The following is a 16,209-nucleotide window of genomic DNA, read 5'->3' as shown; positions in this document are numbered from 1 at the left end:
CAATGACACGGTGGGCAACTTTCGCGCGAAACGGACAGGGCAAGCGGCGGCGTCAGGGCCGACAACACTCGCAAAATCCGAAGCGCTCCATCACGGGCGCCAGTGTTGCATACATTGAGACCGTGCGCTGCAGCGGTGATTGGTCCCGGCGGTCGTACCCCGCCCTGGTGACGGCCACCGCGATGGCCTTCGCGGTGGCCGTGCTGCCGGCGACGGCGGGGTGCTCGCACGGAAGCCCCAGTGGTGCGCCCCCGGCGCCGTCGGCGCGGCAGTCCGGCACTTCCCACGGCCCGGGTGCGCCGCCGCCGGGCTCGATCGGGCTGTCTCCCGCCGGCGTGACGACCAGGGTGGACGTGCCCGCGAATTCCACCGAAGAGGAGTACTACCAGGCCTGTCACGCCGCGAAGGAGTGGATGGACGCGCAGCCCAAGACGGGCACGTCGCCCTTCGAGCCGTATCTCTCGATGGTCCAGTCGTCCCCGTTGGGCACCGCGGGCAGCTGGAACTCCCCCTGGTCGGCGTTGACGCCGGCCCGGCAGGCCGCCGTGATCGTCGCCGCGCGGGCGGCCGTGAACGACGAATGCGGGTAGCGCCGCGCCGCGGGCGCTTTTCGTCGCCGCCTAATTGGGATCACGGCTGAAAAAACTGCCGCGCGTATCCGTTGCGGAACCTCGTCCGCGCAGAATGGTGTGGTGCCCGACCCTATTGCGCGCCGACCGGAATCGATCCGGGTGGCCGTCGCGCTGGGCAGCGGTGGCGCCCGTGGCTACGCCCACATCGGGGTGATCGAGGCCTTGGCGGCGCGCGGCTACGAGATCGTCGGCGTTGCCGGCTCGTCGATGGGCGCGCTGGTCGGCGGCCTGCAGGCGGCCGGGCGGCTCGACGAGTTCGCCGAGTGGGCGAAGTCGCTGACCCAGCGCACCATCCTGCGGCTGCTGGACCCCTCCATCAGCGCGGCCGGGGTGATGCGGGCGGGCAAGATCCTGGATGCGGTACGCGACATCCTGGGCCCGGTCGCCATCGAAGAACTGCCCATCCCCTACACCGCGGTGGCGACCGACCTGCTGACGGGCAAGTCGGTGTGGTTTCAGCGCGGCCCGCTCGACGAGGCGATCCGGGCGTCCATCGCGATCCCCGGGGTGATCGCCCCACACGCCGTCGAGGGACGACTGCTCGCCGACGGCGGCATCCTGGATCCGCTGCCGATGGCGCCGCTCGCCGCCGTCAACGCCGACCTGACCATCGCGGTCAGCCTGTCCGGCAGCGAGGCGATCGCCCACCGTGAAGCGGAGCCGGGGGCCACCGTCGAGTGGTTGACCCGCATGGTGCGCAGCACCTCCGCGCTGCTCGACACGGCCGCCGCCCGTTCGCTGCTCGACCGGCCGACCGCGCGGGCGGTACTGAGCCGGTTGGGCGGGCCGGACAGCTGGTCGGACGGTCCGGACGACGAGCAGGGCGACGAGCAGGGCGCGGCCGATGGCGACGCAGGCGAACTAGCCGGGACGGGAACCGAGGTGCCCAAACTGGGCAGCTTCGAGGTGATGAACCGGACCATCGACATCGCCCAGGCCGCGTTGGCGCGCCACACGCTCGCGGTGTATCCGCCCGACCTGCTCATCGAGGTCCCGCGCTCGACGTGCCGGGCCCTGGAATTTCACCGGGCGGTGGAGGTGATCGCCGCGGGCCGCGCGCTCGCGGACGACGCGCTGGACGCCCTCGAAGCGGGGGATGACCAGGACGCCCCACCGGCGATCGAGCGCTGAAAACGCTTGTGCGCCAAGCGCTGTCATAACCCCAGGAAGCGGGCGAGGGACGCGGCCTCGCGGCGGCCCTGCTCGCGTCCGGCCAGGGCCGACGGGATGCGGCAGCCCGGGTCCAGCGCGTTGGGCCCGAACGCGGCCAGCGAAGCGGCGTCGGCGAAGACCGCGAACGCCGCGCCGGGAAAGGACGAGACCTCGGCGAGCGGGCCGGCACCGAACGGCGACGGAGCGTCGACGCCCGAGGGCACCAGCACCACCGCGGCGGCACAGTCGATGGCCACCACGAGGTTGACCGAGCTGGCGATGCCACCGTCCATGTAGTGGCGGCCCCCGATCAGCACCGGCGGCCACGCCCCGGGCACCGCGCAGCTGGCCGCGACGGCGTCGACCAGGTCGACGCCGTCGCGGTCGAAAACGGTCAATTCGCCGGTTCCGACGTCGATCGCGGTGAGCCGCAGCTCCCGGTCGGGCCAGTGATGCGACGGCAAGCGTTGCGCGATGACGTCGCGGCGCACCGGCGCCGGAACGGTCTCGGTGGACAGCGCCACGGCACCGATGCGCCGCATCTGTTGCCGGGTCTTGTCCAGCGTCTTTTCGTACGGCTCACCGAGGGCGGTCAGGAACAGTTCGGTGATGGTCTCGATGTCGAGCCCCGAGTCGATCTCGGCCGACGACTCGGCGACCTGCCGGTCGAACAGCTCGTCGAGGGTCTGGCCGCTGCTCAGCTGCGCGGCGACCGCCGAGCCCGCCGACGTCCCGACCAGCACGTCTGAGGAGGTCAACAGCTCCGCCGCCGCGGGTGACTCGTCGGCGATCCCCCGCAGAACACCTGTCTCCCAGGCGATTCCCGCTATTCCTCCACCGGCAAGCACCAGCGCGCGTTTGGTTGTCACGCTCACCAACTCTGCCAAACGGCGTCAGGCCAGCTGCCGGGTGTTCGGCAGGGCGTGCTGCGACTCCTCCACCGGCGAACTCAGATCCTCGCGACGCAGCAGATGTCGGGGCGGGTCTGGCAAGACCATGCTGCGATGGATTTGCAGACCGGCATCGACATGGAAGAGTTCGCCCGCGGGCAACAGCCGCCAGCGCGGTTCGTCGTCCATCACCTCAGTGGCGAACACCACCGACGGCCGCGCACACAGGTGTTCCGATACGGCGTGAATCCGCTTGGTGCACAGGTCGAATTCGTGATCTGGCGGCTCCGTGTCGTCGCTCCGGTCCAGGATGTAGAGCTGATGAGTTTCGGGGTAGCGCAGCGCCCACATCTCGGTGGCCGTGCTCAACAGCACGTTGACCGCATAGATCGCGGCGTGCTCGGCGAGCCAGCGCATGGCGTCGGTGAGGCCGGCCGTGACCTCGCCGCCGCGCGCCCGGATCGCGCCGGTGATCAACGCGAAGACCCGTTCGGAGTCGGTGTCGCCCAACACCAAGTCGTCGGTGCCGAGCTCACGCAGCCGCGCGTCGATGACGTCCAAACCTTCGAGGACGCCGTTGTGCGCGAAGATCCGCCCGTCCTGCAGGAACGGGTGGGTGTTGCGGACGTCGAGCGAGCCGGTGGTCGCGTATCGGACGTGGGCGATGACGGTCGTGCCGGTCATCCGGTGCGCCTCGGTCGCGAATGCGGCGTCCCGCCAGGCCGCTATCGGCTCCTTGTACAGGTGCGGGGTGCCGTGTTCGTCGAAGACGCCCAGGCCGGTCCCGTCCGCGTTCCTTTTGCTCTGCCGGGCCAGGCTGTCCGGGGCATCCAGCAGCCAGAAGGTCGCGGTGCACGCGTGCGTCCCGGCGTGCAGGCCAAAGAGTCGGCACATGACGTCCCCGCTAGCGGCCGGAGCCGGTCAGCTCGGCAGACAGGTCCCGCAGCGCGCGGCGCGCATAGCCCTTCCACGCCCTGCCCAGCAGCGGCAGCGCCCAGGCCGTCAGCGCCGAGCGCGGATAAATATCCCAGCGCCACGTGATGTCGGTGCCGCTCCCGGCCGGGGCGAAGGTCCATTCGCCGATGACGTGGTCGATCAGCAGCGCCATCGGGCCGGTGAACTCGCGGAGCCGGTAGCCGAACGAGTGCGGCGGGTCGACGCTGGTCAGTTCCTCGCGCATGGTGGCGCCGCCGACCAGGTGCACGACGCGGGTCTGGCCGACCGCGTCCCAGGCGCCGGTCTGCTCGCGCACTTCCCTGATCGGCGGAAACGGTCCGTACCAACGGGCGAAGAGCGTCGGGAGTGGGATGGGCAGGGTCCGGTGAAAGGCGTCGGTGACCGCGACCGGGGTCACCAGGGATTGATCGACGACGAGTGAATGTGCCACTGCGGTAAAGCCTTTCAGCTCAGTGCGCCTCGATGACCTGGTATTGGTCGTCGGCGTATCGCGACCGGATGGTCTTCTTGTCGTATTTGCCGACGCTGGTGCGGGGAATCTCGTCGGCAAACGTCCACCGTTCGGGCAGCCACCATCGAACAACCTTGTCGGTGAGGAAGGTTCGCAGCTGATCGGCGCTCACCGAGGCGCCGTCCTTGGCCACGATCACCGCGAGCGGCCGCTCCTCCCAGCGTTCGTCGGGCACGCCGACGACGGCGGCTTCGACCACATCCGGGTGGCCGATCAGCAGGTTCTCCAACTCGACCGAGGAGATCCACTCCCCACCGGATTTGATGACGTCCTTGGCGCGGTCGGTCAGGGTGACGAATCCGCGCTCGTCGATGCGGCCCACATCGCCGGTGCGCAGCCAGCCGGAGTCGAACTTCGACTCGTCGCGGGCCAGGTAGTAGGAGCCGGCGATCCACGGTCCGCGCACCTCGACCTCGCCGACGGCCTCGCCGTCGTTGGGCAGCACCTTTCCCTCGTCATCGACGATGCGCATCTCCACCCCGCAGACCGGCTGGCCCTGCGTCCCGCGGAAGGCCCAGTGCTGGTCCTCGGGGGTACCCGGCGGGGGCCACGACATGGTTGCCAGCGGCGACGTCTCCGTCATGCCCCACAGCTGCCGGATCTGTACCCCGTGCTTTTCCTCGAAGGTGCGCATCAGCGATACCGGGACGGCCGAGCCGCCGCAGACCACCAGCCGCAGCGACGACATGTCGTGATCGGGGTCGTCCTCGAGGTGGTGCAGGACGCCGTTCCAAATGGTCGGCACCGCACCGGTCACGGTGGGCTTCAAGTCCTCGACCATCGCGACCAGCGACGCGGGGTCGAGGTGGCAGTCGGGCAGCACCAAATCGGCGCCGGCCATCAGCGCCGCGTACGGCAACCCCCAGGCATTGGCGTGAAACATCGGCACGATGGCCAGCACGCAGTCGGTGGACCCGACGCCGATGCCGTTGGTGGTACACGCGCCCATGGTGTGCAGGAAGCTCGAACGATGGCTGTAGACAACGCCTTTCGGGTTTCCGGTGGTGCCGCTGGTGTAGCACATCGCGGCGGCCGAGTTCTCGTCGACGGACGGCCAGTCGAACTCGGTGGGCTCGCCGTCGAGGACGTCGGCGTAGCGCAGCACGGTCTGGCCGCTGCCCTGCAGCGACTCGGTGTCGTCGCCCACCACGATCACGGTGTGCACGGTCTTGAGCTCGGGCAGCACGGGGGCGAGCAGTTTGGTCAGTGAGCCATCGACCAGCACCACCTGGTCTTCGGCTTCGTTGGCGACGAAGGCGATCTGCTCGGGGAACAGCCGGATGTTGAGGGTGTGCAGGACGGCACCCATCGACGGCAGCGCGAGGTATGCGGTGAGGTGCTCGGCGTTGTTCCACATGAACGTGCCCACCCGCTGGTCGCCGGTGACGCCGAGCCGGCGCAGGCCATTGGCCAGTTGCGCGGCGTGGCGCCCCAGTTCCCGGTAGGTGGTGCGCCGGTAGCCGTCCCCGGTGGCGGTCGTGACGGTCCGTTCGCCGTGCACCGTGCAGCCGTGGCGCATGATCGCGGTGATGGTCAACGCAAAGTCCTGCATCGTGCCATCCATTGGGCTACCGCCTTAGTGTCGGCGCAGCACCGCGTGTGCCGCCGGCCGTCTCCCACCCTAAGCCGGAATTCGGCGAGAGTGGCAGCACCTGACCGGACTGACGGTCGATGGCGTGGATTCCGTTCGGCCGGGGCCGCTTTGGACCGGCGGCACGGGCGCTAGGCCAGGACCGGCTCCCACGCGTGAAGCTCGGGCAGCCAGCCCGCGAGCGACAGGTCTCCGACGCTCGCGATGGCGTGGGTTTGCGCCGGGGCCGCCGGGGTGATCCGCGCCGCGGTGACCACGCCGAGGTAGTCGGCGACGTACAGATGGCTGCCGTCGGGGCTTTCCACCACGCATGACGGCTGCTGCGACACCGTGATGTCGCCGGCGACCTCCAGCCGGTGGGTGCTCACCACCGTGATGCGGTCGTCGCTGACCAGGTAGGCGCGCGCACCGTCGCGACTGAGGGTGATGCGCGTGAGCGGGCCGGTGATCTCCGGGATCTTGTGGGTGCTGACGATCCTGTTGACCCGGGTGTCGACCACGTCGAGCACCGCGCCGGCGACCGGATCGCAGCTCGCCACGTACGCCGTCGCGCCGTCGTCGCTGAGCGCCACATCGCGGACGGGCAGGCCGACGTCGAGGCGGCCGACGATGCGCGACCGGCCACCGACCCGGCGATTGTCGGACCGCGTCCGGGTTTCGATTATCGCCAGGGCGCCGCCGGTCGGGGCGTTCATGCCGACGTACAGCCGGCGCCCGTCGGCGCTGATCCGCACACACGCGGTCGAGATCCCCGGCGCGGTCGCCAGATCGACGACCTCGAGCTCACCGCTGGTGGTGTCGAGCACTGTCACGTCGGCGCCGCGGACCGCGTTGCGGCTGGCGTAAAGGTACCTTCCGTCCGGACTCACGGTCAGGTCGCTGACGCTGTTCGCGAGCGGGTGCGTGGCGATGCGCCAGTTGGTGACGACGTCCACGACTTCGATGGCGTCGTATCCGGCGCTCGCGGTGCTGACATAGGCATAGTTCGAGTCCGCACTGCTCATGGCGACCGCGAACGGCTCGGCCGGCCCGGCGATGGTGCTCGCGACCCGGCATGTCTTGGCGTCGATGACCGAAAGCACGTTGCGGCCGTAGTGCGTTGCCACCAGCCGGCGCCCGTCGGGGCTGATGTCGATATCGCTGATCGCACCGTGGTGCAACGGGACTCGCACCACCGACGTGGTGTCGAGTTCGGGGAACAGGCCGTCTCGATGGTCGTGCGCGGCCTTAGGGCCGTTCAAGTCGTTCACGTTGGCACCGCCTTTGCTGTGTTTGTCGATGCGGGGCGACGTCGCGGAAAAGGCATGCGACGAACCGGCCCCGGACGCACCGGCTTTCAGCACCGAAAGGCACTGACGAGACTGGTTTTCGGTAGTCTAATGGCCAAATATCGCCCCCACCGGTCCGGAATTGCCTGACGTTAGCTACGTCACTCCGCGCCCTTAGGTTCCGCTCAGACTTCCAATCACGCTGTACCGCCGTCGCGTACCCGTAGCGAATGCAGGCAAACGCGCTCCCGGCCGGTTTCCCTTCGGCCGCTAACAGCGCACGTGAGGCGATGTCGGCGCAAAATTAAGGGATTCTCAGGTTTTTCGAGCCGAGGAGGGATAAATCACACCGGGCTTCGACGCGCCGCCGCTGGCTGAAATGCGCCGCGGCTAGCTGAAATGCGTGCGCGGCCGCGCCAACCTCACGCCGTCGACGGCGATGTCCAGCTTTTCGTTGTAGAACGCGATCAGGCCGGCGATCGGCGCGACCGCCGGAAGCGGATAGTGGTAGGTCCATGCCAGATCCTCATGGATCACTTGCTCACCCGGGGAACCCACCCGCACCGACCAATACCCCGATGTCACTCCCTTGTAGGGACACAACGTCTGCGTCGCGCTGGGTGTCAGGTGCCCGAAGGAAACATCGGTCGGATCGATGTAATACCTTGTCGGCAGGCCCGTTTCGAAGAGCAGTACGGGAGAATCCGTGTCGGCCAAGACAATTCCTTCGAGCTCGACCCGGACGTGCCGGCGTGAGCGCAAGGCGTCGACGCGCGCATACGGGTTGCGCGGGTGACCGTAGATCGGCTCGTCTTCTTCGAACCAGCGCAACGAATCCCACTCGAATCGCACGGTGCCGGCCAGCGGGCCGTCGCCGTCGGCGTCGAATACCCGCGCGGCGGACTCCCGCGTTTGGTCCGAACCGACCAGCGAATACAGCCGCGACGGTCCGAATTGCACTGTCTGGGCATGGTTTTCGTCACGCAGGAACCCGGGCCGGACGTCGTCGAGCGGGATGTAGTACTGCGGGTAATACGGGACTTCCCACACGTATCGGGCGGCGGTGGTGTCGAACACCAGCGCATCGCCGAGATAACCGCGGACCCGCCGCGGGGCGGGTTCGATCCGGCCCCGTGCGGCGGCCATCTGCGGGTAGTCGGTGCTCATCGCCGGCCTACTGATCCTTGGAGGCCAGTCCGGCGGGTGCGTGACGGATCGCCCTGCGGATGGCGTCGGCCAGCGCGAGCGCGCTCTCCTCGGTCATTTCCAGGGCCACCCGCGCCGAGGGGCCGAGCTGGGGGTTGATCACGTCGATGTTGACGGTGTGGCCGTAGGGCGCATGGACGGGATGGTCGACGTACACGGTCGCGCGGGCGGCGTCGAACCATCCCGTCGCGCCCTTGGCGCTGCCGTCGATCTCGACGTGTTCGGTGAGGTAGATGCACACGGGCGTTGCCTAGCCTTTCAGGTGGGTGGAGAAGAACTCGTCGATGCGGCGCCAGCCGTCCACCGCGGCCTGCGGCCGGTACGCGGGCCGGTCGACGGAGAAGAACGAGTGGCCCGCGCCCTCGTAGGAGTGGAACTCATGCGGCTTGTCCAGCTTGTCGAGCTCGGCGTCCAGGGTGGCCACCGCAGCGGGGGCCGGAAAGCGGTCGTCGAGTCCGAACAGGCCCAGCAGCGGGCAGCCCAGGCCCGGGGCCAGGTCGAGGATCGGCTTCATGGCCTTGGGCATGCCCTCGGGTGGGTCCTCGACGATGAAGGCCCCGTAGCAGTCCACCGCCGCATCGAACGGCAGCGAGCAGGCCGCCAGGTAGGCGTGCCGCCCGCCCGAGCAGTGCCCGATCACCCCGAACTTGCCGTTGGCTCCGGTCAACGAGCGCAGGTGCTCCACCGCGCCCGCGACGTCACCGACCAAACGCTCGTCGGGCACCCCGCCCGCGGCCCGGGCCGCGGCGGCCGCGTCGTCGGGTGCGGCGCCAGGGGCTTCGCGCGAGTAGAGGTTCGGCGCGACCGCGTGGTATCCGCTGACGGCGAGCCGGCGGACGAACTCCTTGGTCTCCCGGTCGTAACCGGGCATGTGGTGGATCCACACGACGCCGCCCCGCGAGCCCGGCGCGAGCGGCACGGCCCGGTATGCCTCGATCTCGTCGCCGCCGTGGCCGGTGATGGTGATGGTTTCTGCGCGGATGGCGTCTGCGCTGGGTGCGTTCACTCATCGCTCCTTGTCTCGGCTTCGCCGAGACCCAACGTAGCCGAACCGCCGGGCGGGTTCAGCGCCGCTTGTCGCGCACCTTGTACGTCGAGGGCCACGACTTCCGGGACTCGTCGCCGGTCAACGGCGTGCCCATCCCGCCGACCTTGACGGAGTACGCCTCCTTGCCCGGACCCACCTCACGGTTGGCGTGTTCCTGGGCCAGGAAGTAGAGCTCGTCGATGGTGGCCTCGTCGTAGGCGACGAACGACGTTTCCCGGGCGAGGTCGTCGATGCCGGCCAGCATCCGGTCGGGCAGCAGCCGCGACGCCACCGCCGCCAGCCCCAGCAGGCCGAAGGGAATGACCCAGTAGCACAGATACGACAGCGGGGTCTTCGTGTCCAGCATCAGGGCGGCGGCGGTCCCGGCGGGCCCGCGGTCGCGTCCCGCCACGATGGCCGGGACGGCCGCCGACGCCGTCATCGCGGCGAACGTCGCGACCCACAGCCAACTCAGGATCGTGACGATCCGGCCGAACAGTCCGGTGTTGACCACGTCGGGAGCCTGTTCCGCCGCGGCGAACTCGGCCACGAAGGGCTTGCGCGCGAGCAGCCCGATGAGCGTCACCAGCAATATCCCGGCGTAGCTCAGCGGCAGGATCCAGCGCTGCAGGAACGACTCACCGAGCGCGACGGACAGCGCGGTGATAACCAAAAGCGCTGCGGCGGATGCCAAATCAAAGAGCTGCCACTTCCGGCCCACCGCGCCGCCCACGCCCAGGCCGACGGCGGCGATCGCCAGCGCCACCACTGCGGCCACGGCGAACGGAACATTGCCGACGAGTACCCAATAGACGATCCACGGCGCGAGGCCGAACAGCATGCCCATGGTGGGTGAGTGTATGAGTGCCGGTTCGCGGCGCCGTCGGCGGCAAGCCCAAACTATTGGTCCGGCTTCCATCATCTTGCGGCTCGGCGCGCGAGGCATCGGGCTGGTAAGCCCGCACCGGTTGATTGTTGTCGGGCCATCGTTCTACGCACAGCTTGGTTCGTCGTATGGATAGACATCCGGAAATGACGACTCGGTCATACCGGGCGGCCATATTTGTCACATTGCGCAAACGGGCGGTGTCTAAAGGCCATCAACGACGAGCCTGGCGAAGTGCGCCACCACTGATTGGTTGGCGATGGCCGCCACCCCTGGCTCGGGCGCGATGGCACCGAAGCGAAGGAACTCATGACCGCCAAGCAGCCACTTCTGCTCCTGCACGGCCTGATGATGTCCGCGGGAGTGTGGGCGGACGTCATCCCGCTACTCGCCAGCCGCCATGACCTCATCGCGCCCACCGCCCTCGGCCATCGCGGCGGACAAACGCTCAAATGCAGAGCCACCGTTGCGACCCTCACCGATGAAACGGAGCGTCTCCTGGATGCCCGAGGACTCGATCGCATTCACATCGCCGGTAATTCGATGGGTGGGTGGATGGCCATCGAACTGGCCCGCCGAGGCCGTGCACTCAGCGTCTTCGCCTTCTCACCAGCAGGATTCTGGACGCACGGTACAAGCGACGAAACTAATGCCAGCAACAAGATTCGACGCGCCAGACGTCGGGTGCAGCTGGTCCGGCCGGTTGCACCGAGGTTGCTCCGCTTCGCATATCTTCGTCGAATGGCGATGCAGGACGCCGCCGACCACGGTGAGCGCCTCACCCCGGCGCAGGCCCTCGATGCGCTCCTCGACGTTGCAGGATGCGCCGCCGCCGAAGACATGCTGCAACCATCCGAGAGCGTCGAACCTCTCGATCCGCTGCCCTGCCCAATCACCCTGGCATGGTCGGGCAACGACCGCATTCTTCCGCCGCACGTCTACGGCACCACCGCCCGAGAACGGCTCCCCGGAGCCGAGTACCTGCTGCTCCCCGACGTCGGTCACGTGCCGATGATCGACAATCCGCGCCTATGCGCCGATACGATCCTCGCAACCACACGGGCACTCGCTGCGGCGCCGAGACTTCGAGCGTTCTCCGGCCGGGTGGGGGCGGTGTCGACCGAAATGCCCGACGCATCCGGGTCAGCCGGTCGGTGACCGACGCGCCCGGCAAGGGTCTCACCGAAGGACGCACGAAGAACCACGGTGCCCGTAGCGTGCCGCTACCGAAGTTCTTGTGCCGCTGTTGATCACCGAGATCCAGGGCTGCCCCGACCTAAACCGGGCTGAGCTGGCTGTTCGGGTGCCCCCAGTCGGACTCGAACCGACACTTGGCGGATTTTAAGTCCGCTGCCTCTGCCAATTGGGCTATGGGGGCCCGGTCGCGAATGTAGCCGACGGTGCGCCGGTTATTGGGCGGCCCCGGTGCTCAGCGCCATGGCCAGAAAGTCCAGACGCCACAGCCCCCGGAACAACTGCCGCGCGAAATCTCGCATCAAGGCTCTGTGCTCGTCGGGGACGCCGCTGTCCTGTGCGACGGACTCGATGATCTCCGCGACGGTGCGGCGGCCATCGACGCGCTGGATGAAGGGCAGCTGGGCCGGGTTGAGCTTTTGCTGCCCGCCCGGCCAACGGATTTCGTCGGCGGATAGCCGGCACGCCGTGCGCAGCAGCGGCACGTAATCGAGGGAAGCCGGCGAGGCGAAATCGATGACGTACTGCTCCCTGGGACGTTCCGGGCGGCAGGCCACAAAGAAATGCGTGGCGTTCGCCGGCTGCAGCCGTTCCATCACGGACCACAGTTCGGCGTCGGGCAAGTTGTTCAGCGCCGATTGGAATCCACTCGCCGGCGTGAGCAGGTCGTGCGAGTAGTACGGCGAGTTGTGAAACCATCCCTGGAACGCGAGTCCCGCCGCGGCGACCAGGTCCAGGCATTCCGCGACGGTGTAGCTGCGCGCACGGCTGTGCAGGAACGTGTCGACCAGCGCGCCGTCGGAGACCAGGTCGCGCGCGGCATTCAGGTAGCTGCGTACCGGGTGATCGGGCGGCAACATCGCTATGGCGTCCTTGACCAGTTGGACCGACGTTTCGTCCTGCGCCAGCTTGAGGTCGCGAAACACCGATTCGAGCATCTCGACGCCGATCCGGCCGTACTTCGCGTAGAGCATGACCGCCAGGGCCCCGTCACTGCGCAGGCACCGGCCCAGCGCGGTCATGCCGACGAGGGGGTCCGCCATGTGATGCAGGACGCCACTGGAGACGATGAGGTCGAAGTCGCGCCCGAGCGTTGACACCTCCTCGATCGGCAGCAAGCGCAACTCCAAATTCGTCAGCCCGTGCCTGTCTTTCAGCTGCCTGTGGTGATTCAGCGCATTCTGGCTGACGTCGATGCCTACCACCGTGGCGTCGCGGTTGGTGAATGCGAACAGGGCCGCCTGAAAGGTGCCGCACCCTGCGATCAGAATGTCGAGGTCAGGTTGGTATTCCCGGTTCGGCCACAACACTCGATGGGCCCAGAATGGGTCAAACCAGTCCCAGTGGGTCTCGCTCCACGCCGCGAGGTCGACCACCGGGGGCGGATAGTCCCACCGGTCGTATTGGCGGGAGACACCGTCACCGCGCGGGTCGTCGGTCACTTCGGCGCTGGCTCCTTCGCGACGGGTGGGTCTTATGGGCGATGTGTTGCTGATCGCGACAAACTTACAAGGATCCGTCGTTGTCGGGCGCGGTGAAACCGCTGGTGAGCTCGTCGAGACAGAATTGCCGGAGACAATTAAAATTCGCCTTCTGCACGCAGGCATGGCCACGGAGGAGTCGAGAGTGAAGAACACGGCACGTTGGGCCGGCCCGGTAGCTGCCGCGGTAGTCGGTGTCGTTGGGATCGCCGCCGCGCCCACCGCGGGTGCCGACCCGGCCGACGATCAGTACCTGAACAGCCTGCAACAACATGGGATCGGCTGGCCGAGCGGCTCGGAGGAGGCAATGATCCGGGTCGGGCACGCCGTTTGCCAGGATTGGGCGGGCGGGGACACGCTGGCCCAGACCGTGGGCGATGTGCAGAAGACACTCGGGCTCAGCAACAACGGCAGCGGCACGATCATCGGTGCCGCGACAGCCGCGTACTGCCCGGAATTCCGAAGCAAGATTCCTTAGCCGCGCACCGCCGGATCTGTGCCGTCCGGCGCTGGGCGGGGCGGATGACGAACGCGGGCCCCCGCCGCCGGCCCAGTTTGCCCACTTACGGTCCCGGCTGGATAGCGGTGCAACCGTGTCCCGCGTGGATCGAAGACGGCCACTATCCCCGGCTCGCAGCCGAAGTCCTACCGGCGCTGGGGATTTGACACTGCCGGCAGCGCCGATCGAACCTTCCGCGGCTGGCGCGTGCGACTCACGAATACGTGCCGCCGGCGCCTCGAAGACATTAGCCAGATGCCTGACATGCAAGGCGAACCAGCGTCTACTACTATGCGCGCGCCGCGCGCGTTTTCTTTTTGCCGCCGCGTCGATTCAGGTGACATCGCGGTATCGCCCAGCAGTGGCTTGTTAAAACTACCGGCCTCAGCGTTAAAAAAGCGTAAACGGCTGTCACGTGCGCCTTTTCGGCGGGAATGTGGAGGCCGCGGGTAGTTAGCCTCTAGCCGACGCACAGCGGACGTGACGCGAACACACAGGCCGGCCTCCCGACGGGGGCCGGTCAGTTCCAACACTAGGAGCACTTGATGTCATTTCTGACAACACAAACTGAAGAAATGTTAGCCGCGGAGCAGGCGCTCAGCGGAATCAACGCCAGCCTGGCAGCGCAGAACGCGGGCGCCGCGTCGGCGACCACTGTGATCGCTCCCGCAGCGGCCGATCCGGTGTCGATTCAGCAGGCGACCATCTTCTCGACGTACGGCACGACGTACCAGACCGTCGCCGCGCAGGCGCAGACGTTGATGGAGCAGTACGCGAGCACCCTGGGGATCAGTTCCGGTGCCTACGGCGACACCGAGGCCGTCAACGCGAGCCAGGCCGTGCTGTCGAGCGCCTCCCCCCTCGACGCGGTCTCGAGCGCGACCACCAGTTCCGGCACCCCCCTGGACTGGCTCTCCTACCTACTCGGTAGCACCGGCAACAACACCAACCCGGCCATGCTCGGCGGGATCTTCGGCCTTTCGAGCAACGGCGCCAACATTTTGAACATCGGTGCTGGTAACTGGGCCTCCGCCGGATCCGACCTGATCGGACTGGCCGGTGGTGGTCTGCTCGACACCTCCGGCGATGCTGCCGGCGCCGGCCTGGCCGCGGACATCGCCGCATCACCGGAGCTGGGCGTTACAGGTGTGGCGGCCGGCGGCACGGTTGGTGCGGTCGGCATGGGCGGGGTGGGCGCGATGCCAATGGCCTCGATGGGCTCGGCCACCATGGTCAACAGCCTCGCGGTGCCGCCCAGCTGGGCGGGCGCCTCCGCTCCGGTCGCTGCGCCCGTCAGCGCGATCCAGACGGCGGGCTGGACCGCCGCCGCACCGCAGGCCGGCGTCGGCTCGGTCGTCCCCGGCATGCCCGGAATGGCCACGGCGGCGCGTAGCAGCGCCGGCTTCGGCGCGCCGCGCTACGGCGTCAAGCCGATCGTCATGCCGAAACCGACGGCCGTTTAGACAGCGGTCGCGGCCACACCACCAGACACCGAATTCGAATAGACAAAGGGAGCGGGACAAGAAATGGTTCTTAGTTTTGCCGCAGTACCTCCGGAGATCACCTCCTCGCTCATTTACACCGGACCGGGCGCCGCACCCCTGATGGCCGCCGCAACGGCATACGCCAACCTGGCGGCCGAGGTGAGCACCACTGCCACACAGTGGGAATCCATCATTTCGCTGCTGACCACCGAGCAGTGGACCGGTGGCGGGTCGACAGCGGCAGCGGCCGCGGCCCAGCCCATCGTGTCCTACCTCACGCAGACGGCGGCTGCGCTTGAACAGGCGAGCACTCAGGCCACTGCGTCGGCGGCCGCGTATGAGGCCGCGTTCGCGGCGACGGTGCCCCCGCCGGTGATTGCGGCCAACAGGACGCTACTGGCGACGCTTATCGCGACGAACTTCTTGGGGATCAACTCAGCCGCAATCGCCGCGACCGAGGCCCAGTACGCCGAAATGTGGGTACAAGACGCCACCATGATGGCCACCTATCAGGCGGCCTCTGCGGCGGCCGGCACTCTACAGCCGGTGACACCGCTGACGTCGACGACCGACCCGGCCGCGGCCGCGACGGTCGACAACGCCGCACTCGCCGGTAACACGACAAACGGCACAATCCAGGCCCTGGATTCGCCAGTCTCGAGCGCGCTCTCCTCCCTGCCGGATGCCAACAGCAACTGGCTGGACTCGATTGACAACTTCCTTGGCACGCCGGCGGTCTACAACGCCATCAACGGCGGGGTCAACACCGCGGCCTGGTTCACCATGAACACCATCCCAACCGCGGTATCGCTGGGCCACACCCTTGGCGCCGTGCCGGCCATCGCCGTCGGCGACGTGGCTCCCGACGGTGTCGCGGGTATCACCGAAGGCACCATGGTGAGCAGGGTGGCGCCGACGGCCGGTTTGGGCGCCGCATCCTCGGCGGCGATGGGAGAGGCGTCCATGGTCGGCCGCCTGTCGGTGCCGGCCACGTGGTCTGCCGCCGCACCGGCGCAATTGGTTTCGGCCAGCTCCCCACTCGGGGGCTCGGGCTGGACCGTCGCCTCCGAAGCGGCGGCGGCCGAGCCGGTCACCGCGATGCCCGGTATGCCCGGCATGGCCGCGGCAGCAAAGGGCGCCGGCGCCTACGGCAGCGGACCGCGCTATGGCGTCAAGCCGATCGTCATGCCCAAACAGGTTGTCGTCTGAGAGGGCCCGCTGATATGGGAAAAAGGGGGTACATGTCACCCACTTGAGGCGAGCAATCCACCAGCGGGCCGTCATTCGTTTCCACCGCGGCCACCAGCGCATCGATTACAAATGTTAAAACTTCGGCAAACTGAACCATCAAGATAGGAGACAGCCGACATGGCAACACGTTTTATGACCGACCCGCACGAAATGCGGGCGATGGCGGGCCGCTTCGAGGTG

General features: G+C 67.9%; 16 protein-coding genes, 1 tRNA gene and 1 pseudogene. 7 read left to right on the top strand and 11 right to left on the bottom strand.

Annotation, left to right across the window (positions count from 1 at the left end):
- The first annotated feature begins 122 nt into the window (after positions 1–122).
- Together OQ789_RS23375 and OQ789_RS23370 are read left to right on the top strand one after the other, a co-directional pair.
- Positions 123–590 (top strand): lipoprotein LpqV, encoded by a 468-nt coding sequence (locus tag OQ789_RS23375; protein ID WP_420716187.1) that lies wholly within the window; start codon positions 123–125, stop codon positions 588–590.
- Positions 591–692: 102 nt separating this feature from the next.
- A complete protein-coding gene (locus OQ789_RS23370) occupies positions 693–1,763 on the top strand; it encodes a patatin-like phospholipase family protein (protein ID WP_324688553.1) in 1,071 nt (356 codons plus the stop codon).
- 23 nt (positions 1,764–1,786) lie between these two features.
- Here OQ789_RS23370 and OQ789_RS23365 read toward each other — a convergent pair whose 3' ends face one another.
- The 9 genes from OQ789_RS23365 to OQ789_RS23325 form a co-directional block, all read right to left on the bottom strand.
- Complete coding sequence (locus OQ789_RS23365; RefSeq protein ID WP_324688551.1) at positions 1,787–2,653, bottom strand: patatin-like phospholipase family protein; 867 nt, start codon at positions 2,651–2,653, stop codon at positions 1,787–1,789.
- Positions 2,654–2,677: 24 nt separating this feature from the next.
- On the bottom strand, positions 2,678–3,568 hold the full coding sequence (locus OQ789_RS23360; protein WP_324688550.1) for a class II glutamine amidotransferase: 891 nt from the start codon (positions 3,566–3,568) through the stop codon (positions 2,678–2,680).
- A gap of 10 nt (positions 3,569–3,578) precedes the next feature.
- The gene (locus OQ789_RS23355) at positions 3,579–4,061 is read right to left on the bottom strand and encodes an SRPBCC family protein (protein ID WP_324688549.1); all 483 of its coding nucleotides are present in this window, start codon (positions 4,059–4,061) and stop codon (positions 3,579–3,581) included.
- A 19-nt stretch (positions 4,062–4,080) separates the two neighbouring features.
- Positions 4,081–5,706, bottom strand: coding sequence for a long-chain fatty acid--CoA ligase (locus tag OQ789_RS23350; RefSeq protein ID WP_324688548.1), 1,626 nt, complete (start codon positions 5,704–5,706; stop codon positions 4,081–4,083).
- A 158-nt stretch (positions 5,707–5,864) separates the two neighbouring features.
- Entirely contained in the window at positions 5,865–6,983 is a 1,119-nt protein-coding gene (locus OQ789_RS23345) for a YncE family protein (protein ID WP_324688547.1), read from the bottom strand.
- A gap of 408 nt (positions 6,984–7,391) precedes the next feature.
- Complete coding sequence (locus OQ789_RS23340) at positions 7,392–8,168, bottom strand: DUF427 domain-containing protein (RefSeq protein ID WP_324688546.1); 777 nt, start codon at positions 8,166–8,168, stop codon at positions 7,392–7,394.
- Between the two features lie 7 nt (positions 8,169–8,175).
- Entirely contained in the window at positions 8,176–8,448 is a 273-nt protein-coding gene (locus tag OQ789_RS23335; protein ID WP_324688545.1) for a DUF6295 family protein, read from the bottom strand.
- A gap of 9 nt (positions 8,449–8,457) precedes the next feature.
- Complete coding sequence (locus tag OQ789_RS23330; RefSeq protein WP_324688544.1) at positions 8,458–9,213, bottom strand: dienelactone hydrolase family protein; 756 nt, start codon at positions 9,211–9,213, stop codon at positions 8,458–8,460.
- Between the two features lie 58 nt (positions 9,214–9,271).
- Entirely contained in the window at positions 9,272–10,081 is an 810-nt protein-coding gene (locus OQ789_RS23325) for a hypothetical protein (protein WP_324688543.1), read from the bottom strand.
- Between the two features lie 348 nt (positions 10,082–10,429).
- Here OQ789_RS23325 and OQ789_RS23320 point away from each other — a divergent pair, with 348 nt between their 5' ends.
- Positions 10,430–11,278: an alpha/beta hydrolase gene (locus OQ789_RS23320; protein WP_324688542.1), complete on the top strand. Its 849-nt coding sequence runs from the start codon at positions 10,430–10,432 to the stop codon at positions 11,276–11,278.
- 146 nt (positions 11,279–11,424) lie between these two features.
- Here OQ789_RS23320 and OQ789_RS23315 read toward each other — a convergent pair.
- Positions 11,425–11,498 (bottom strand) — tRNA-Leu (locus OQ789_RS23315).
- A gap of 31 nt (positions 11,499–11,529) precedes the next feature.
- Complete coding sequence (locus tag OQ789_RS23310) at positions 11,530–12,756, bottom strand: methyltransferase domain-containing protein (protein ID WP_324688541.1); 1,227 nt, start codon at positions 12,754–12,756, stop codon at positions 11,530–11,532.
- A 34-nt stretch (positions 12,757–12,790) separates the two neighbouring features.
- On the opposite strand from OQ789_RS23310, the gene OQ789_RS23305 reads away from it, so the two are divergent.
- The 4 genes and pseudogenes from OQ789_RS23305 to OQ789_RS23290 form a co-directional block, all read left to right on the top strand.
- Positions 12,791–13,273: a DUF732 domain-containing protein gene (locus OQ789_RS23305; RefSeq protein ID WP_324688540.1), complete on the top strand. Its 483-nt coding sequence runs from the start codon at positions 12,791–12,793 to the stop codon at positions 13,271–13,273.
- Between the two features lie 566 nt (positions 13,274–13,839).
- Positions 13,840–14,757 (top strand): PPE family protein, SVP subgroup, encoded by a 918-nt coding sequence (locus OQ789_RS23300; RefSeq protein ID WP_324688539.1) that lies wholly within the window; start codon positions 13,840–13,842, stop codon positions 14,755–14,757.
- Between the two features lie 63 nt (positions 14,758–14,820).
- Positions 14,821–15,987, top strand: a complete 1,167-nt coding sequence (locus OQ789_RS23295) for a PPE family protein (RefSeq protein ID WP_324688538.1) — start codon at positions 14,821–14,823, stop codon at positions 15,985–15,987.
- 159 nt (positions 15,988–16,146) lie between these two features.
- Positions 16,147–16,209, top strand: a pseudogene (locus OQ789_RS23290) (WXG100 family type VII secretion target); the annotation flags it as partial.

This window comes from Mycobacterium sp. 94-17 (genome assembly GCF_035617725.1).
In the GTDB taxonomy this organism is placed as follows: domain Bacteria; phylum Actinomycetota; class Actinomycetes; order Mycobacteriales; family Mycobacteriaceae; genus Mycobacterium.
Note: the sequence above shows the minus strand (reverse complement) of the source record. Positions and strands in the feature narration are given on the sequence as shown.